This window comes from Segatella copri (genome assembly GCF_024330485.1).
Taxonomy (GTDB): Bacteria; Bacteroidota; Bacteroidia; order Bacteroidales; family Bacteroidaceae; genus Prevotella; species Prevotella copri_L.
In genome coordinates, this window is the sequence record NZ_JANDWX010000002.1 from 41692 (window position 1) to 62400 (window position 20709).

Annotated in this window: 12 protein-coding genes; 9 read left to right on the forward strand and 3 right to left on the reverse strand. The window is 49.5% G+C overall.

What is annotated here, in order from left to right:
- Positions 1-9 precede the first annotated feature (9 nt).
- The 4 genes from murA to rseP all read left to right on the forward strand — a co-directional run bounded on the left by murA (position 10) and on the right by rseP (position 4531).
- Positions 10-1320 carry a UDP-N-acetylglucosamine 1-carboxyvinyltransferase gene (gene murA, locus NNC77_RS02855; RefSeq protein WP_022121310.1) on the forward strand — a complete coding sequence of 437 codons (1311 nt, stop codon included), beginning with the start codon at positions 10-12 and terminating at the stop codon, positions 1318-1320.
- 24 nt (positions 1321-1344) lie between these two features.
- Positions 1345-1866 (forward strand): ribosome maturation factor RimM, encoded by a 522-nt coding sequence (gene rimM / locus NNC77_RS02860; protein ID WP_117728768.1) that lies wholly within the window; start codon positions 1345-1347, stop codon positions 1864-1866.
- 11 nt (positions 1867-1877) lie between these two features.
- Positions 1878-3038: a 1-deoxy-D-xylulose-5-phosphate reductoisomerase gene (locus NNC77_RS02865; protein ID WP_118065781.1), complete on the forward strand. Its 1161-nt coding sequence runs from the start codon at positions 1878-1880 to the stop codon at positions 3036-3038.
- Positions 3039-3148: 110 nt separating this feature from the next.
- Positions 3149-4531, forward strand: a complete 1383-nt coding sequence (gene rseP, locus NNC77_RS02870; protein WP_254969847.1) for an RIP metalloprotease RseP — start codon at positions 3149-3151, stop codon at positions 4529-4531.
- Between the two features lie 98 nt (positions 4532-4629).
- Here the strand turns inward: rseP and NNC77_RS02875 are convergent, their stop codons facing one another.
- From NNC77_RS02875 to recG, 3 genes are all read right to left on the reverse strand, one after another.
- On the reverse strand, positions 4630-5580 hold the full coding sequence (locus NNC77_RS02875) for a M23 family metallopeptidase (protein ID WP_118154162.1): 951 nt from the start codon (positions 5578-5580) through the stop codon (positions 4630-4632).
- A 235-nt stretch (positions 5581-5815) separates the two neighbouring features.
- A complete protein-coding gene (locus NNC77_RS02880; protein ID WP_006847964.1) occupies positions 5816-6136 on the reverse strand; it encodes a hypothetical protein in 321 nt (106 codons plus the stop codon).
- A 71-nt stretch (positions 6137-6207) separates the two neighbouring features.
- Positions 6208-8304, reverse strand: a complete 2097-nt coding sequence (gene recG / locus NNC77_RS02885) for an ATP-dependent DNA helicase RecG (RefSeq protein WP_254969846.1) — start codon at positions 8302-8304, stop codon at positions 6208-6210.
- A gap of 1018 nt (positions 8305-9322) precedes the next feature.
- Here recG and NNC77_RS02890 point away from each other — a divergent pair.
- The 5 genes from NNC77_RS02890 (at position 9323) to NNC77_RS02910 (ending at position 20685) form a co-directional block, all read left to right on the forward strand.
- Positions 9323-12760: an MGH1-like glycoside hydrolase domain-containing protein gene (locus tag NNC77_RS02890; protein WP_437183272.1), complete on the forward strand. Its 3438-nt coding sequence runs from the start codon at positions 9323-9325 to the stop codon at positions 12758-12760.
- Positions 12761-12773: 13 nt separating this feature from the next.
- The gene (locus NNC77_RS02895; protein WP_254969845.1) at positions 12774-15287 is read left to right on the forward strand and encodes an alpha-L-rhamnosidase; all 2514 of its coding nucleotides are present in this window, start codon (positions 12774-12776) and stop codon (positions 15285-15287) included.
- Complete coding sequence (locus NNC77_RS02900) at positions 15220-16554, forward strand: alpha/beta hydrolase family protein (RefSeq protein ID WP_117586438.1); 1335 nt, start codon at positions 15220-15222, stop codon at positions 16552-16554. Before NNC77_RS02895 ends, NNC77_RS02900 begins: the two co-directional genes overlap by 68 nt.
- A 134-nt stretch (positions 16555-16688) precedes the next feature.
- Entirely contained in the window at positions 16689-19169 is a 2481-nt protein-coding gene (locus NNC77_RS02905) for a glycosyl hydrolase family 95 catalytic domain-containing protein (RefSeq protein ID WP_254969843.1), read from the forward strand.
- A 43-nt stretch (positions 19170-19212) separates the two neighbouring features.
- Positions 19213-20685, forward strand: coding sequence for a glycoside hydrolase family 140 protein (locus tag NNC77_RS02910; protein ID WP_437183271.1), 1473 nt, complete (start codon positions 19213-19215; stop codon positions 20683-20685).
- Positions 20686-20709 lie beyond the last annotated feature (24 nt).

Genomic DNA, 20709 nt, shown 5'->3' on the forward strand with positions numbered 1-20709 from the left:
GACAAGCTTATGGAGTCTTTCATCATAGAGGGCGGTCATCCGCTCAAAGGTACTATCACACCTCAGGGCGCCAAGAACGAGGCGCTGCAGGTTATCTGTACCACAATCCTTACCGACGAGCCTGTGCGCATCACCAACGTGCCGGACATCCTGGATGTGAACAACCTGATTAAGTTGCTCCAGGAGATAGGTGTCAAGGTAACCAAGCACAGTCGTCACGACTATACATTCCAAAGTGATGAGTTGAAACTCGATTATCTCGACAGTCTGGAGTTTGTGAAGAAATGTTCTTCTCTTCGTGGTAGTGTGCTCATGATAGGTCCGCTGCTCGGTAGATGTGGCAAGGCTACCATAGCTCAGCCGGGTGGCGATAAGATAGGTCGTCGCCGTCTGGATACTCATTTCCTGGGCTTCAAGTATCTGGGAGCCAACTTCGTTCACGATGATGAGCGTAATGTTTACCAGATACAGGCAAAGAAGCTGAAGGGCTGCTATATGTTGCTCGATGAGGCTTCGGTTACCGGTACCGCCAATATCATCATGGCATCCGTATTGGCAAAGGGCACTACCACCATTTATAATGCAGCTTGCGAACCATATATCCAGCAGCTCTGCCATCTGCTCAATGCGATGGGCGCTCAGATCAGCGGCATCGCCAGCAACCTGCTCACCATCGTGGGTGTTGATAAACTGCATGGTGCCGAGCATCGCATCTTGCCTGATATGATTGAGGTAGGTTCGTTCATCGGCATGGCGGCAATGTGTGGCGAAGGTGTGCGCATCAAGAATGTATCTGTCAAGGATTTGGGTATTATTCCTGATGCATTCCGCCGCCTGGGAGTGAAGATAAAGATAGAGGACGATGACCTTGTGATTCCAGAACAGAAACATTATGTCATCGATTCGTTTATTGACGGCACCATCATGACGCTTGCCGATGCCCCTTGGCCAGGACTCACTCCAGACCTTCTCTCCGTGCTCCTCGTAGTGGCTACCCAGGCTCGTGGCAGCGTCCTCTTCCATCAGAAGATGTTCGAGAGCCGCCTCTTCTTCGTGGATAAACTGATTGATATGGGTGCGCAGATTATTCTCTGTGACCCTCACCGTGCAGTGGTGGTAGGTCATGACCATAAGATCAAACTGCGTGCTGGCAGAATGACCAGTCCTGATATCCGTGCCGGTATTGCCCTGCTGATTGCTGCCATGAGTGCCAACGGTACCAGCCGCATTGCCAATATCGCCCAGATAGACCGTGGTTATGAGGATATCGAGCATCGCCTTAATGCGCTGGGTGCCAAGATAACCCGTGTCAGTGATTAATCAATGTTAAATGTTGAATGTTGAATGATTAGACGCGACGAAGTATATAAGATAGGCAAGTTGGGAAAACCTCATGGCGTGAAGGGCGAGATTACTTTCGCCATTACAGATGATGTTTTCGACCGTGTAGATGCCGAGTACCTGGTACTCGACATCGATGGCATCCTCGTGCCTTTCTATTTAGAGGAATATCGTTTTAAGAACGATGAGAATGTGCTCGTGAAGTTTGAGGATATCGATACCCAGGAGCAGGCACGCAACTATACCGGTTGCGAGGTTTTCTTCCCACGTCATCTCTCTGACAGTGATGAAGAGAACATGAGCTGGGCAGAAATCATTGGTTTCCATCTGGTAGATGCTGTAAGCGGCAAGGTGGTAGGTACCATAGAACATGTAGACGATTCCACCCTCAACCTTCTTTTCGAGGTAACAACCGATGCAGGTGATGAAATCCTCATCCCTGCCAGCAACGACCTCATTGAAGAGGTGAGTGCTGAAAAGAAAGAAATCAGAATGGCAATTCCAGAGGGATTGCTCGACTTATAAAGTGAAGAAATATGAAGAAACAACAGATATGTATTCTCGGTTCTACGGGAAGTATCGGTACACAGGCGCTTGATGTCATCGAGCAGCATAGTGACCTTTACGAGGTGTATTGCCTCACCGCCAACAACCGAGTGCAGGAACTTGCCGAGCAGGCTCGCAAGTTCCATCCGGCTGCTGTGGTCATAGCCAATGAGGCTCGCTACGAGGAGCTGAAGGATATGCTCAGTGATGAGCCTGATATCAAGGTTTATGCCGGTGCTCAGGCGCTTTGCGATATCGTACAGGCTGAGCCTATCGATATGGTGCTGGCTTCCATGGTAGGCTTCTCGGGCCTGGAACCAACCATCCATGCCATCAAGGCGCGTAAGAAGATATGTCTTGCCAACAAGGAAACGCTGGTGGTTGCGGGTGAGCTGATCTGCAATCTTGCACAGGAATATCATGTGCCTATCCTCCCTGTTGACAGCGAGCATAGTGCCATCTTCCAGAGTCTGGTGGGTGAGGGCGACAACGAGGTAGAGAAGATTCTCCTGACCTGTTCGGGTGGTCCTTTCCGTAATTATACCCACGAGCAGTTGGAGAAGGTGACTGCTGCCGATGCCCTCAAGCATCCTACCTGGGATATGGGTGCCAAGATAACCATCGATTCGGCTTCGCTCATGAACAAGGGCTTCGAGGTGACAGAAGCTAAATGGCTCTTCGGGGTTCCGGCTGATAAGATAGAGGTGCTTATCCATCCGCAGAGCGTTGTGCATAGTGCCGTTCAGTTTGTTGATGGTGCTGTCAAGGCTCAGTTGGGTGTGCCAGATATGCGTCTGCCTATCCAGTATGCCTTCTCTTTCCCTCAGCGTCTGCATCTGAATGGCGATCGTCTCGACCTCTTCAAGACGCAGGATTTGCAGTTCTTCAAGCCTGATTATCAGAAATTCAAGTGCCTGCAACTGGCTTTCGATGCCATCAGAAAGGGTGGTAATATGTCATGTATTGTGAATGCTGCCAACGAGATAGTGAATGCCGGCTTCCGCAAAGGAGAGTGTGGCTTCCTTCAGATGGCTGATATCATCGAAGAGACGATGGCGAAGGCTACTTTCGACAGTAATCCCGACCTCGATGTCTATCTGCAGACCGATGCTGAGGCTCGCCGCATAGCTACAGAGCTGATGCTCAAGTAATAGTTTATAGTTAATAATTAAAATGAACGTAGGATATAGGGCTCATCATAAAGTTCAAAGTTCCAAGTTCAAAGTTCCAAGTAAATAAGTTCAAAGTTCAAAGTAAATAAATGGAAGTATTTTTGATCAAAGCGTTGCAGCTGATGCTGTCGCTTTCCATCTTAGTGTTGCTCCATGAGGGCGGACACTTCTTCTTCTCCAAACTCTTTGGTGTAAGAGTGGAGAAGTTCTATCTGTTCTTCGACCCTTGGTTCCATCTCTTCGAGTTCAAGCCAAAGAATTCGGATACTACCTATGGTTTGGGATGGTTGCCGCTCGGAGGATATTGTAAGATTTCGGGTATGATAGATGAAAGTTTCGATACCGAACAGATGAAACAGCCGGAACAGCCATACGAGTTTCGCAGCAAACCGGCATGGCAGCGCCTGCTCATCATGATAGGTGGCGTGCTGGTTAACTTCGTGCTGGCTCTCTTCATCTATTCCATGATTCTGTTCCATTGGGGCGACAATTATGTGGCTACCCGCGATATGAGTTATGGTATGAAGTTCAATACCGAGGCAAAGGCATTGGGCTTCCAGGATAAGGATATTCTGGTAAGCACCGATCTGGGTGAGTTCAAGACCTTTGATGGCGATCTGTATCGTAATCTCTCTGAGGCTAAGCAGGTCAATATCATCCGTCAGGGCAAACCGATGACGCTTAATCTGCCAGGTGATCTCGATATGCTCAGTATGATTAAGAGCAGTCCTCGCTTCGTAGATGTGTATGTACCGCTGCAGATTGATAGTGTGATGAAGGATTCACCTGCCAGCAAACTCGGTTTGACAAAGGGTGATCAGATTCTTGCTATTAATAATAAAAAGGTAGTCTCTTTCAACGAATTTCAGATAGAATTGGGTAGAGTAGAGGATGTGCTTGCTTCGGCTGAGACGCCGCAGGATAGTGCCAGAGCACTTACAGCTCAGGTTACTTATCTCAAGGCTTCTGGCGATACCGTCAAGTCGAGTGTTCTCCTGCAGTCTACCGAAGAGGGTGTGAAGTTTGGTTTCTACAATCATCCTGTCATGCTCGATTATAAGATTACTCATGTCAACTATGGCTTCTTCGAGAGTTTCCCTGCCGGCATCAAATACGGCTGGAATGTCTTGGCCGGTTATGTGGGCGATATGAAGTATGTCTTCTCTAAGGAAGGCGCCAAGAGTCTGGGTGGTTTCGGTGCGCTGGGCAGTCTCTTCCCATCTGTATGGGATTGGCATGCATTCTGGCTTATGACAGCGTTCCTGAGTATCATTCTTGCCTTCATGAACATTCTTCCTATCCCTGCTCTTGATGGTGGACATGTGTTCTTCCTTCTCTATGAGATTATCACAGGTCGCAAACCGGGCGATAAGTTTATGGAGCGTGCTGAGTATATTGGTTTCGGCATACTGATTCTTCTGCTTGTCGTTGCCAACCTGAACGATGTATTGCGACTCTTCGGCATCTTGTAATGCCGGGGGATCGCGAAAATAAAGGTCAAAAAAAAAGAGGGTGTGTCATAAATTAATGACACACCCTCTTTTTTTTTGAGTTTATTCTTTTATACGTATTATACGTATCTGATAATCTGTCCTACACTAACCTTCTTGTCTTTGCGGTAGCCGTTGAGTCTGCAGATCTGCTCTACAGTTACGCCACGCTTTTCAGCGATAGAACTAAGCGTTTCGCCTGGTTTCACCTTGTGGTAGAGCTTCTCGTGGCCAGCAGGCAGTTCGTAGTATCTTCCCACTTCGCCGCCGTTAACCTGCTCTCTGGTGTAACCACCATTGCCAACCTTGCCGCGGGCAGCATTGGCATCAGCTGATTCGCTTTCGTAGGTATTACGGTTAAAGCTGTAGAAGTCGCCTGTAACGTCCTGGTTGCGGAAATCGAAGAAGAGTGCTGGGTTCAGAGCCACACCACAGAGACGAGTCTCAAAGTGGAGATGCGAACCGGTACTTCTACCCGTATTACCACCCAAGCCAATCACATCGCCGGCTCTTACCTCTTCGCCCTCAGTAACGAGCTGCTTAGAGAGGTGACCATAGATAGTCTCCAAACCGTTGTTGTGACGAATCACGATGTACTTACCGTAACCACCACCTTCATATCTTACGATGCGAACTCTGCCTGAAAAGGCTGAGCGGATTGAGTCGCCAATATAAACCTTGATGTCCATACCTTTATGTTGGCGGCCAAAGCTAGCACGGTAACCGAAGTTACTTGTGACAACGCGACTAGGAGTTGGCATGCAGAAATGACGGAGATCGATGCGGAAGTGCTCAGGCAAGGTTGTAGCCCTGTGAGCGTACTTGTTAGAGAAATCCTCATACAGCTCGGCTGCAGGGTTTTCTCTATCTTCAATCATTCGATAATGCGACACAGCGAGTGTGTCGAGCGATTTCATTCTGTGGTCTACAGGTGCCTGTCTTGCCAACAGGTCTTGTCCGCAAACGGGAGAAGCTGTTAGCGCCAACAAAGCAACGACCGAAATTTTCTTTATACTCTTTTTAAAACTCATACTACTTTTTCTATTTTCTTTTTTAGGTTCGTGTCAACAGCGCAGAATCATACAAGAAATTCTGCAAAAACCACTAAGGCAAATGCCTTCATGTAGCGGTTTTGTTATATAGACGTTGCAAATATAACAAAAAAACTTCAAAAAACCAAAGTTGTTAAAGCCAAAAGGGCGATATTTAACGCCCTAGCCTTATTTTTAACTTACATTAGGAAAATAAGATGCAAGGAGTTGACTTTTAGTACGTTTCATGCTTTTGTAGCATTCTCAACAGAGCCACGGCAGGAGAATGCCCCATGAAAATATACTTTTTTACTTCCGGACTGGTGAATCGGAGGCATTCCTGATAAGCGCGGTAGAGGTCGTTGAGATTGATGGTAAATTCCTTACCCGATGACTCTCTGATACCGATAATCATCTTTGCCGTGACATGCAGTTTGACGTATCTGATGCCTGTTGCGCTTTCTATTTCTGTAATGTTTTCGAGAATGGCTCTCATTTCTTCCAGGGTTATTTCTGGTCGCGGCTCTCTGATAGCCGGCTTTCTTCTTCTATCCATTGCTTTTTACTTTGAACTTTGAGCATTGAACTTTATGATTACTTCTAACTGTAAACTTTTAACTATTAACTTTAACTGATGGCTGCCCAGTTGATATGGGTTTTCTTCAATTCCTTGAGGCGGTTCCAGAGTAGGGCGTTATGAGGAGCATTGCATTCGGGATCGTTGTCGATGATTTCCTGTGCTTCTGTGCGTGCCAGTTGTACCAGCTGGCCGTCTCTGGCTATATTCGCTATCTTCAGGTCGAAAGCCATGCCGCTCTGCTGCGTTCCCTCCAGGTCGCCGGGACCACGGAGTTTCAAGTCGGCCTCGGCGATACGGAAACCGTCGTTCGTATCGCACATGATATCAATACGTTTGCGGGTTTCTTCAGAAAGCTTATAGTTGGTTACCAGAATGCAGTAGCTCTGGTCGCAGCCTCTTCCTACACGGCCTCGCAGCTGGTGCAACTGGGAGAGACCGAAGCGCTGTGCATCTAGGATAACCATCACAGAAGCATTGGGCACATTTACACCAACTTCTATTACGGTAGTGGCAACGAGAATCTGTGTTTCGCCCTTCACAAACAGTTCCATTTCTACCTCCTTCTCGGCAGATTTCATTTTTCCGTGTATCTTGCTCAGTCTGAACTCCGGGAATGCCTGTTTCAGCGTTTCGTAACCTTCTTCCAGGTTCTTCAGGTCGCTCTTCTCGCTTTCCTTGATCAACGGAAAGACGATATATACCTGTCTGCCGAGATTAATCTGGCGGCGGATGCTCTGATAGAGACTGGTGAGTTGGGTATCAAACTTATGTAGCGTCTGTATCGGTTTTCTGCCCGGTGGCAGTTCATCAATCACGCTCACGTCCAGGTCACCATAAATGGTCATGGCGAGGGTGCGGGGGATAGGAGTGGCGGTCATCACGAGGATATGAGGCGGATTCTCGCTCTTGTTCCACAGCTTGGCTCTCTGCGCCACACCGAAGCGATGTTGCTCATCGATGACGGCTACGCCTAATCTTCTGAAAACTACCGGGTCTTCGAGGATGGCATGGGTGCCCACCAGAATCTGGATGTCGCCCGTAGCCAGATCGGCAAGAATCTTTTCTCTCTTCTTCCCCTTTACGATGCCTGTGAGCAGTTCTACCCGGATATTCATTCCCTGCAGGAAGTCGCAGATAGTTTGCAGATGCTGCTCGGCAAGAATTTCGGTAGGTGCCATCATACATGCCTGATAACCGTTATCCAGCGCAATGAGCATGGTCATGAGTGCCACGAGCGTCTTGCCTGAACCTACATCACCCTGCAGAAGACGGTTCATCTGTCTGCCGCTGCACATATCGGCTCTGATTTCATGCATCACCCGTTTCTGGGCCCCTGTCAGTTCGAAAGGCAGATGATGGGCGTAGAACCCGTTGAAGATATCAGCGATGCGGTTGAAGACATATCCCCTGAACTTGCGTCGCTGGTCGGTGGCATACCTTAATATATTAAGCTGCACATAGAAGAGTTCCTCAAATTTAAGGCGTACCTGTGCTTTCTGCATCTCCTGATGGGAATGCGGATAATGAATCATGCGGATGGCTGCATCGCGCGAAACCAGATGCAGACGGTCTACGATATGGTTTGGCAGCGTTTCGGGAAGTGGAGGAAGGATGGTGACCAGCTGCTTGGTCATCTTCTCTATGGAACGTGAGGTGTAGCCGCGTTTTCTCAGGTTCTCGGTAAGCGAGTAGTAGGGCTGCATGCCCATCTCTGAAATCTGGAGATTGGTGGCATCGTCCATGTCGGGATGGGTAAACTGGAATCTGCCGTTGAAGACGGTTGGCTTTCCGAAAACGAGATATTCGGTTCCCACCTTATAGGTCTTCATGATGTATTGGGCGCCGCGATACCAGATGAGGTCAGCCACACCGTAGCCGTCTGAGAAATGGGCTACCAGCAGTTTGTTGCGCTTACCGGTATCTATCTCATCGTAGCTGAGTATCTTGCCTTTGAGTTGTACAAAGGGCATGTCGGCATTGAGTTCGCTGATGTGGAAAACCTTGGAGCGGTCTACATATTTATATGGATAGTATTCCAGCAGGTCACTATAAGAGTTGATGCCGAGCTCCTTGCTCAGTATCTCTTTCTTCTTGGGTCCTACCCCTGGCAGGAACATGATGTCTTGGTCTAAAATACTATTCATAATGATGCAAAAGTACAACATTATGGCAAAACAGCCAAAATGTTTAACTTATTTTTAAATAGTGACGTTACAAAACGGAGCGTCTTGCGTCTTTATTCTATAATCATTAGAAACAAACTCTAGAACAATGATAAAGATAAAGAATAAACTGTTCATCATCTTATGGTTGCTGTCCTTGGGCTTTGCAGTCCAGGCACAGGATCTTTATGTGTCAACCTCTTTCCACGAGCCGGCAACCGACGGCTTGCGGTTCATCTATAGTAGGGATGCTGTCCATTGGGACAGTATTCCGGGCACCTTCCTGGCTCCTAAGGTAGGTAAGCAGAAAGTGATGCGCGACCCTTCCATCATCCGTACCCCAGACGGTGTGTTCCATCTGGTATGGACCAGCAGCTGGCGGGGCGACCGTGGCTTCGGTTATGCCGAGAGTCGCGACCTGATGCATTGGAGCGAACCGAAATTCATCGAGGTGATGGACGATCCTACCACGGTGAACGTATGGGCACCGGAACTCTTCTGGGATGAAGACCGCCAGCAGGCAATGGTGGTATGGGCATCGTGTGTGCCTAGCCAGCACTTCGCCCTGGGTATCGAAGACGAGAAGAACAATCACCGTCTCTACTATTCCGTAACCAAGGATTTTAAGACATGGACCAAGGGCAAGCTCCTGATAGATCCGGGATTCAGTTGCATAGATGCCACTCTGCTGAAGCGTGGTAAGAACGATTATGTGATGGTATTGAAGGATAATACTCGCAATGCCCGCAATATCAAGGTGGCTTTTGCCAAGAACCCGATGGGACCGTGGAGCAAGGCTTCTGAACCGTTCACCGGCAATTTCATGGAAGGACCAACCACCGTCAAACTGCCTAAGAACAGTCCGCTGGGCAATGGTTTTCTCATTTATTACGACCGTTACCGCCTCTTCGATTTCGGCGCTCATTTTACCAAGGATTTCGTTCATTTCACCGATGTGAGCCAGCAGGTGAGTGTGCCGAAGAACCACAAGCACGGCACCATCTTCCGTGCTCCGGAACGCATCGTGAAGGCTTTGCTCGAACAGGACCGCATCCACTATACCGGAACCACAATGGCAGATCCGTCTCGTCATGACGGAGCCTTGTCGCCAGTGGTAGGAGTCCACAATATCCAGACGCTCCGTGCCAACCGCGAGCATCCTTCCCAGGCAAATGGCGGGGGCTGGACCTATAACCATCAGCCGATGATGGCGTATTGGAACGGCAAGCTCTACATGCATTTCCTGAGCGATCCTGCTGAGGAGCATGTACCCCCATCGAGAACCCTGATGCAGGTTTCTGAGGACGGATACAACTGGAGCCAGCCACAGATTCTCTTCCCTGAATATGATGTGCCAGCCGATTTCAGAAAGGCGAAATACCAGCCGAAACCGGAACTGCAATATCCTGATGTCTACAAGCAGAAACCATTGAAGGCAATCATGCACCAGCGTGTGGGCTGGTATGTATCCAAGGGCGGCATCCTCCTGGCTACCGGAAACTATGGTGTGGCATTGGACAGAAAGGACGACCCGAACGATGGTAACGGCATCGGACGTGTGGTGAGAGAGGTGAAGAAAGACGGTTCGCTCGGACCTATCTATTTCATCTATTACAATCATGGATTCAATGAGAAGAATACCGCTTATCCTAATTATAGGAAAGCATCCAAGGCGGTAAGAGCGGCTTGCGAGGAAATCCTTGCCAACCCACGTTACCGCATGCAATGGGTGGAAGAGGCTGATAGGGGCGAAAAGCTGATACCTGTCAACAATGGTTACAAGGCTTATTGCGACTATACCCTGCCGGATGGCAGAATAGCCAGTCTGTGGAAGCATGCCCTTACCTCGCTGAGCTTGGATGGCGGCAACACCTATACCACTACCAACCGTGCCCTGGGATTCGTCAACAGCAATGCCAAAATCTGGGGACAGCGGTTGAGCGATGGTACTTATGCCACCGTCTACAATCCATCTGAATACCGCTGGCCGCTGGGCATCTCGCTGAGTGGTGACGGATTGGAATATAAAACGCTGAATCTGATTTGTGGCGAAGTACCACCGATGAGATATGGTGGCAACTATAAGAGTCGTGGTCCGCAGTATGTCCGTGGCATCCAGGAAGGCAATGGCGTTCCTAAGGATTCTGATATGTGGGTGAGCTATTCCATGAACAAGGAAGATATCTGGGTGGCGCATGTACCCGTTCCGGTCAAGACCGTGGCTACTGCCCATGCCGATGATGATTTCGCCCAGTATCAGAAACTTGGCGATCTCAAGACCTGGAATATCTATTCTCCGCTGATGGCGCCGGTTTCACTCCGTCAGGAGTGGCTCGAACTGAAGGATGAAGATCCGTTCGACTATGCCTGTGTAGAGCGCAAGATTCCAGCTTCTTCCTACCTGAAGGCATCCTTCGATGTGCAGGCAGCTCAGACCCGCAACGGTTCCCTGCAGATTGAATTCCTCGATGAGAAGGGCATCGCCTGCACCCGCATCGAACTGAACAAAGAAGGAATGATACGTGTGAAGAACGGAGCGAGATATGGCAATGTGATGCCTTATCAGGCTGACCAGACCTATCGTTTCGAAGCTACATTGGATACCCAGCACCGCCAGCTCAACCTCACCGTGAGCACACTCGGTGCAGATGGCAAGGCATTGCAGAGCAAGAGCACCAAGCGCATCTTCTACGCACCTGTGCATCAGATAGAGCGCATCCGTTTCCGTACCAGCGACCTCCGTACCTTCCCTACCATCGACACTCCTGCCGACTGGTTCGGTACTTTGAAGCATGCCGGTGATACTGATACCACCGCCCTCTACCGCATCGCTCATGTCAAGACCGTGAGTCTGGATGCTGATGCCGGTTCGGCTGTGCTCAAGACCGCAGATTACAAGCATTATGTAGACGATTTCAATGCAATGGAGCCGGAGGTTCTCCATACTTCTGCCATCCCGAATGCGCAGGCATGGGACTGGATGAAGCAGAATGTGCCCCTCTTCGACTGCCCGCAGCGCAACTTCGAGGAGATGTATTATTTCCGCTGGTGGACGCTCCGCAAGCATATCGAAAATACACCTGTAGGCTATGCGATGACCGAGTTTCTCGTGCCTCGCAGTTATGCCGACAAGTATAATCTCATTGCCTCTGGAGTAGGACATCATATCCACGAGAGTCGCTGGATTCGTGATGGGAAGTATCTCGACGGCATCTTGAATACCTGGTATCATGGCAACGATGGTAAGCCGATGGCTAAGATCAATTTCTATAGCAGTTGGATGCCTGCCTCTATCTGGGAACGCTATCTCGTAGACGGCAACCGGAAGGAGTTTAAGTCGTTGGTGAACGACCTGGACAAGGAGTATAAGCTGTGGGATGACCACCGCTGGGGCAACGGACTCTATTGGCAGTATGATGTGCGTGATGCGATGGAAGAGACCATCAGTGGTGGCAGAAGAGAAAAGAATGCCCGTCCTAGCATCAACAGTTATATGTATGGCAATGCGATGGGCATCGCCCAGATGGCAAAGACCATCGGCTATCAGGACTTGGCTAGGAAGTATGAGGCTAAGGCAGATACCCTGAAGCATCTGGTAGAAACCCAGCTCTGGGATGCCGACCATCAGTTCTTCGAGGTGTATAAGCCGAATGCCGGCGAGGCGAAGGAGGTAACCACGAAAAGAAGTTTCCAGCCTAGTGGCAATGCTGCAGTATCAGCAAAGGTGCGCGAGGCAATCGGTTTTCTGCCTTGGTATTTCAATCTCCCTGCCGATGAGGCGAAGTTTGCTGAGGCTTGGAAACAGACAGCAGACAGCAAGGGCTTCTCTGCTCCTTACGGACAAACCACCGCAGAGCGCCGCCATCCGCAGTTCCGCTCTCATGGAGTAGGAAAGTGTGAGTGGGATGGTGCCATCTGGCCTTTCGCTACCGCCCAGACCCTGACAGCGATGGCGAATTTCATCAACAATTATCAGGTGAAGCCATCTGCCCTCGCAGTTTCTTCAAAAGGTAGTCTCGATATGGACAGCCTTTACTTCAATGAGATGGAGAAGTATGTGCAGAGTCAGAGCATGCGTGGCAAACCTTACATCGGTGAGTATCTTGATGAAACCACTGGTTACTGGTTGAAGGGCGATCAGGAGCGCAGCAGATATTACAACCATTCTACCTTCTGCGATCTCATCATCACCGGCATCGTGGGTCTTCGTCCTCGTGCCGATCAGACCATCGAGGTGCGTCCTATCATCCCAGCTGGCAAATGGCAGTACTTCTGTCTTGACAAGGTGCGTTATCATGGTCACGACCTCACCATCCTCTACGACCAGGACGGTTCCCGCTATCATGTGGGCAAGGGCTTGCAGGTATGGGTAGATGGAAAGTTGGCTGGTCAGCGTGATACGCTTGGCAAACTCGTAGTGAAGGATGCATTCAAATAATGTAGAATAAGATATGAAACAGAGAAAATATTTATTGATACTGATAGGACTTTTGGGCATGATACAGATTCATGCTCAAAAATCTGTTGCTTTTAAGGCGGATAATGAAGCGCCTCAGCCACAATGGATTGGAGCGATAACCGATGAGAATGCGCACATTCCGAGTAACCGAGATTATGTAGGAACGGGAACGGTGAATGCGAAGGGAAAACCAGACTGGAAGGCTACGGATCCATTGTCAAGACAAAGCATCTGGCTGAAGAAAGAAATGAAACTCCCGGCTGATGTCCGCAAGGCAACGATGAAGATTGTGGGACTGGGTTTCTATGAGCTCAGCATCAACCGGCAGAAGGTGACGGATGCCGTTTTCGCCCCTCTGTGGAGCGATTACGACAAGACCGTCTTTTACAATACTTGCGATGTGACTGCGTTATTGAAGAAAGGCAAGAACCAACTTTCGGTATTGCTGGGCAACGGATTCTATAATGAGCAGGGTGGAAGATACACCAAGATGAAGGTTTCCTATGGTCCTCCTACGCTCTACTGTTCGCTCGAAATAGAACTGAAGAATGGCAGAACCGTCTGCATTGTCAGCGATGGCTCATGGAAATATTCGCCTAGCAGCATCACCTTCAACAGTATCTATGGTGGTGAAGACGAGGATGCCCGCATCACGCCTTCTTGGAAACCAGTGGTGATACAGAAGGGACCTCGTGGCATTCTGCGCCAGCAGATGGCACAGCCGGTGAAGATGATGGAATACTTCGGTGTGAAGAGCCGTCATCAGCTCACTCCTCAGCAAATCGCCAAGGCTTCCAATGCCAAACATCCTATTCCGGCAGGAACCTTCGTACTGGATATGGGACAGAATCTCGCAGGTTTCCCACAGGTCAAGGTCTGTGGAAAGGTAGGACAGCAGGTACGGCTCTATCTCTCAGAGACCCTGACTGCACAGGGAACCTGCAATCAGAAACAGTCGGGTAGTCCTTACTATCTTACTTATACGCTCAGCGGAAAGGGCGAGAAGTCGGCTGACGGCAAGCGCATCGAGACTTGGCATCCGCATTTCACCTATTATGGTTATCGCTATATCCAGGTAGAAGGTGCCGTAATGAAGGGTGATGAGAATCCTGATGGCAAGCCAGTGATAGAGGATATCCAGTCGTGCTTCGTCTATAATTCAGCTGCGAAGATTGGCAACTTCGAATGTTCTAATCCGATGTTTAACCGTGCTTCTCAGATTATCGACCGTGCCATCCGAAGCAACTGGCAGGCTGTCTGGACCGACTGTCCTCATCGTGAGAAACTCGGTTGGCTGGAGCAGGATTGGCTCAATGGCGAGGGATTGGTATACAACTACGACTGTCGCTCGATGATAGAGCAGACGATGCAGAATATCGCCGATGCCCAGCATGCCAACGGTGCCGTTCCTACAACCGCTCCTGAGTATATCTACTTCAAGGGCAAGTGGCTCGACCCGTTTGCAGAATCACCAGAGTGGGGCGGTGCCCTGGTAGCGCTTCCATTCCTTTATCTGCAGCATTACGGCGACGACCGGATGGTGAAGAAATATGCACCGCAGATGTTCCGCTATGTGGATTATCTCCAGAGTAAGGACAGTTGCCATATACTGAAACAGGGTTTGGGTGACTGGTATGATTACGGAAAAGGCCGTTCGGGCTTCTCTCAGAATACCCCGATGCCGCTGGTAGCTACAGCCCATTATTATCAGTGGGTAAAACTGACACAGAAGGCTGCGGCAATGAGCGGAAAGACAGCTGAAGCCAACCGCTATGCCATCTTGGCTTCTGAAATTCTGCAGGCTTTCCAAAAGGAATTTCTGCATGTTGAGAAGGCTGCATCTTCTGAGCAATCTTCTTCGGATGCAGTGGTAAAGGATGCTGTAGAAAAGGTATATTACGGTTCGGGAAGTCAGGCTTCCAATGCCATTTCTTTGGCGCTGGGCATGGTTCCATCCCAGTATCGCAAGCAGGTTCTCCAGCATCTGGTAGATGATATTCATGCACATCACGACCGGCTGACAACCGGTGATGTGGGCAACCGCTACCTCTTCCAGGCATTGCTCAGAAACGGATATGCCGACCTCTGGTACAAGATGCTGGCGCATGATGATGTGCCGGGCTACGGCTTCCAGATCAAGAAGGGAATGACCACGCTCACCGAACAGTGGAATCCGGAGATGGGTGCTTCGATGAACCATTTCATGATGGCGCATATCAACAACCATTTCCTGCCGGATATTGTGGGCATCCGCATAGAGCAGGGCAGACTCATCATCGCTCCTCAGCCGATGGGCGACTTGACCTGGGCTAAGGGAAGTACCCGACTCAGCGATGGCAAACAGATTGCCGTGGTTTGGAAGAAATTGGCTGATGGTAAAATAGAGGTAACGGTAGATACCGATAATGATATAGAATACGAAATCAAGATAGATTATGATGAAACAGAACATAATGATGGCACTTATCGCGGCAAGCATGTCTTTGTCGGCAAGTGCGCAAGATAACGGTAACCAGCCAGAGGCTGATGCTCAGAACAGTTATCAGGGTCATTTCACCCGTAGTCTTCACGATGTGATGCAGGATGTATCGCAGCGCTGGGGTGTCCGCTTCAAATATAATGTGGATACCGTCGGTAGGCAGTTGCCTTATGCCGACTTCCGCATCAAACCCTATTCGCTGGAGGAAACCCTGACGAATATCTGCAAGTATTTCGACTTCAACTGGTGGAAGCAGAATGGTAATGTATATAAGATTAAGCCTTATGAATATCCCCGTCGCCATACCGAAGAGGGTGAGCAGATGCTAGCTTATCTCAAGACACTCTACCAGAACCGGGAACAGTTTGAAGCACGCAAGGATTCTGTACGCAAGGAGGTGCGCTGCATCCTGGGTATCGACCGTTATATGGATTCCCTGGTTCATAAGAAACCGATTTTGGGAAAGGTACGCAGGTATGATGGTTATACGGTTCAGAATATCTGCATCGAGACCTTGCCTGGCGAGCATGTCTTCGGTTCCATCTATACGCCCGCCAAGAAGGGTAAGCATCCTTTGATTATCTGTCCCGACGGTCATTTCGGTGGTGGCAGATATCGTGCCGATGAGCAGCAGCGCCTCGGAACCTTGGCAAGAATGGGTGCTATCTGTATAGATTTCGACCTGTATGGCTGGGGACAGAGTGAGGCTGAATATGGCAAGAATTCGCATCAGACCGACCGTGCCCATGTGATTCAGGCTCTGAATGCCGAGGTATTGCTCGATTATATGTGGAACCATCGCAAGGATGTGGATAAGACGCGCATCGGAGCGAATGGCGGCAGTGGCGGCGGTACGCATACAGTCCTGCTGACGGTACTCGATGACCGAATCACGGCAGCAGCCCCAACGGTGAATCTTGCTTCTCATTTTGATGGCGGTTGTCCTTGCGAGAGTGGCAAACCTATCCAGTTGGCGGGACATGGTACGTGTAATGCCGAGTTGATGGCTTTCTTTGCCCCTAAGCCATTGTTGGTTGTGAGCGATGGTGGTGATTGGACAGCCTCTGTTCCAACCCTCGAATATCCGTATCTGCAGTATATATATAATATGTATAGTGCCAAGGAGCAGGTTACCAACGTGCATCTGCCTAAGGAACGTCATGATTATGGCATCAATAAGCGCCAGGCAAACTACGATTTCTTCATCCGTGTCTTCGGTTTGGACCGCAGTAAGTTGGATGAAAGCAAAGTGAAGGTTGAAAAACCGGAAGTTTTGCAATCGGTCATCAGATAATAAGATAGAAGATAATAAATCAGACCTCACGCCGTTTTGTAAATGACGTGAGGTCTTTTTCGTCTTTTCTGACGACAAAGGCGGCTCTTTTGCGTCTATATATAAAATTGTTTAATCGATTAAAACAAAAACAAATGAAAATCTTAAGAACCATCACACTTTGCTGCCTGGCTTGTCTCTCTTTGCAAGCAACAGCACAATCGTATAAGCTCTGGTACGACAAACCAGCGCTGGTCTGGACCGATGCCTTGCCTTTGGGTAATGGCCGTTTGGGTGCTATGGTATATGGCATTCCAGCCACCGAACGTCTGCAGCTGAACGAGGAAACCATCTGGGCAGGACAGCCTAACAAGAATGCCAATCCTCATGCCAAGGCAGCTCTTCCAGTCGTGCAGAACCTCATCTGGCAGGGCGAATACCGTAAGGCACAGGATATGTGTACCGAGAAAATCATGTCGAATACCAACTTCGGAATGCCTTACCAACCCTTTGGTGATGTCTATATCTCGGTTCCCGGGATGGATGGCTATTCTCAGTATTATCGCGAACTGAGTCTGGATTCTGCCCGCTGCCTCACCCGCTGGACAGCCCATGGTGTCACCTATCAGCGCGAGGTTATCACCTCCTTTTCCGATAATGTAGTGATGGTAAGATTCTCTGCCAACAAGCCTCATAGCATCACCTTCAATGCCAACTTTACTTCCCCTCACGATGATGTCATCATCCGTACCGATGGCGAGGAAGCTACCCTCGAAGGAGTGGCTGCCAAGCACGAAGGTCTGAAGGGAAAGGTGAGATTCATGGGCAGAATGGCGGCTCAGATCAAAGGCGGCGAGGCTGCGAAGACCTGTCGCGACGGTGTGGTCAGCGTGAAGAATGCCGATGAAGCCGTACTCTATATCTCCATCGCCACCAACTTCGTGAATTACAAGGATATCACCGGCAACGAGGTGGAACGCAGCAAGCAGGCTCTCCATACCGCCATGGCGAAGGATGCCAGGGAGCAGATGGCGCAGCATGTGGCTAAATTCCAGAGCATGATGCATCGCAACTCGCTCTGGTTGGGCGCTGACAAGTATCAGAATCTGCCTACCGACGAACGCCTCATCCGCTTTGCCAAGCAGGACGATAACTATCTCGTAGCCACCTATTATGCTTTCGACAGATACCTTCTGATATGCAGTTCGCAGCCTGGCACACAGCCAGCTAACCTGCAGGGCATCTGGAACGATAAGATGTTCCCGTCATGGGACAGCAAATATACCACCAACATCAACATGGAGATGAACTACTGGCCATCAGAGATGACCAACCTCTCCGAACTCAATGAACCGCTCTTCCGGTTGATTCGTGAGGTAAGTGAAACCGGAAAGGAATCTGCTCAGACCATGTATGGCAAGAACGGATGGGTTTTGCATCACAATACCGACATCTGGCGAGTAACAGGCGGTATCGACAAGGCAGCATCAGGCATGTGGATGACCGGTGGCGCCTGGGTTTCATCCCATCTCTGGCAACATTATCTTTATAGTGGCGACAAGGAATTCCTACGTAAAGCTTACCCGATTATGAAGGGTGCAGCCACCTTCCTCGACGAGATGCTGATACCGGAACCTGAGCATGGATGGCTCGTGATTTCGCCAGCTGTGAGTCCGGAGAATGTACATCCTTCCAAGGATGGAAAGATAGCCATGAGCTATGGCACTACGATGGATAATGAACTGCTCTACGAACTCTTCTCTACCGTTATCAGAGCGAGCGAGATTCTGGGCGAAGATGCCGGATATGCTGCTCACCTAAAGGAAGTATTGGGAAAGATGGCACCGATGCAGATTGGCAAGTGGGGACAGTTGCAGGAATGGATTAAGGACTGGGATGATCCTCAGGATAATCATCGCCATGTGAGTCATCTCTATGCGCTCTATCCAGGTAATCAGATTACACCGGAGAAGACCCCGGAACTCTTCGATGCTGCCCGTACTTCGCTGATACATCGTGGCGACCCTAGTACCGGCTGGTCGATGGGATGGAAGGTTTGTCTCTGGGCTCGTCTTCTGGATGGTAATCACGCTTATAAGTTGATTCATAACCAGTTGACCCTGACCGATGATCATTTCCTTGCCTACGGATTGAACAAGAAAAAGGGTGGAACCTATCGCAATCTTTTCGATGCACATCCACCATTCCAGATAGACGGCAACTTCGGCTGTACTGCCGGTATCGCCGAGATGCTGATGCAGAGCCATGACGGATGTGTCAATATCCTGCCGGCTCTTCCTGATGCCTGGAAGGCTGAAGGAAAGATACAGGGGCTCCGCACGAGAGGTGGTTTCCTCATCGAGGAACTGGCATGGAAGAATGGCAGAATCATGTCGCTCAAGATCCGTTCTACCCTCGGTGGCAACCTTCGTCTCCGTCTGCCGGCAGGCAACCGGTTAAAGGGCATCAAGAGTATGAAATCAGCCAAGGGCAAGAATCCGAATCCGCTCTTTTCAGCCTTCGAACAGCCACAGATGCAAAACCATTCAGAAGTGAAACTCAACAAGGTGGTGTTGCCAAAGGCAAATACCTATGACATCACTACACGAAAGGGAGAGACCATCCGATTGATTTAAAAATATGGGTATAAACTCCTTAACATCAAAACTCCTTTAGAAAATGAAAAAAATAATGATAACATTGGCGCTGACTTGCGGAATCTTTACCGCAGCCTCTGCCGCAAAAAACGAAAAGCCTTGGGCTAATGGTAAATTACAGGTTTCTGCCAACCAGCGATTCCTCCAGTTTGAAAACGGACAGCCGTTCTTCTTGTTGGGTGATACCGGTTGGCTTCTTCCGGAACGTCTGGATAGAGCCGAGGCACAGTATTATCTTCAGAAATGCCGTGTAGCGGGATTTAATACCGTTCTCATCCAGGTGATGGACGGCACACCTTCTTTTAATATCTACGGACAGCAGTCGCTCCCTGCCGGTTGGGATTTGTCGAAGGCGGACCCCGCTGGTGTTTACAGCTATTGGGATCATCTCGACTACATCATCAAACTTGCCGAACAGAACGGCATCTACATCGGCATGGTAACTATCTGGGGGTCTCAGGTAAAGGCAGAGAATATCAATGCCCAGCAGGCAAAGGCATACGGAAAGTTCCTTGCCAATCGCTATAAGAATTCGCCTAATATCATCTGGGTGATGGGTGGCGATATCCAGGGAGATATCCACCCAGAGGTGTGGGAGTCGCTCGCTACCAGCATCAAGAGCATCGACCACAACCATCTCATGACCTATCATCCTCGTGGCAGATATACTTCTGCCAAATGGTGGAGCAAGGCAAAATGGCTCGATTTCCATACCTTCCAGAGCGGTCACCGCAAGTATGGTCAGCGTATGGGCAACAAGGATTATCCTATCCCTGACAATACCGAGGAAGACAATTGGATGTATGTGGATTCTACCTGGGCATACAAACCTATCAAGCCTGTGCTCGATGCCGAACCAAGCTACGAGGATATTCCGAAGGGACTGCACGATCCTAACGAGGAACGCTGGCAGGACTATGATATACGCCGCTATGCCTACTGGAGTGTCTTTGCCGGTTCCTGCGGTCATACCTATGGCCATAATGCCATCATGCAGATGTTGAAGCCAGGCTATCCTACCAGTTATGGAAGTGATGGAGCCGAGAAGCCTTGGTATGTGGCGCTCAACGACCCGGGATTCAACCAGATGAAGCATCTCAAGAATCTGATGCTCTCGCTGCCATACTTTGAGCGTGTGCCTGACCAGAGCATCATCGCCGGTGAGAATGGTGAAAGATATAACCGTCTGCTGGCTACCCGAGGCAACGATTATCTGATGGTTTACAATTACAACTGTGTTCCGATGAAACTCGACCTCCGTAAGGTTTCGGGTAGCAGAAAGAACGTATGGTGGATGGATGCTGCCAACGGACAGCTGGAATATATCGGAGCGGTTGACAACAAGGTCATCACCTTCGCTCCTCAGAAGGCTACCCGCGGTATCAGCGATGGTGTTTTCATCGCCATTGATGCCAGCAAGGACTATCTGAAGAAAGACCAGAAGATGATAGAAGACCAGAGTCTGGCTGGTAAGAAAAGAGATTTGAATGAATAAATAAAGTGAAGAGTGAAGAACGAA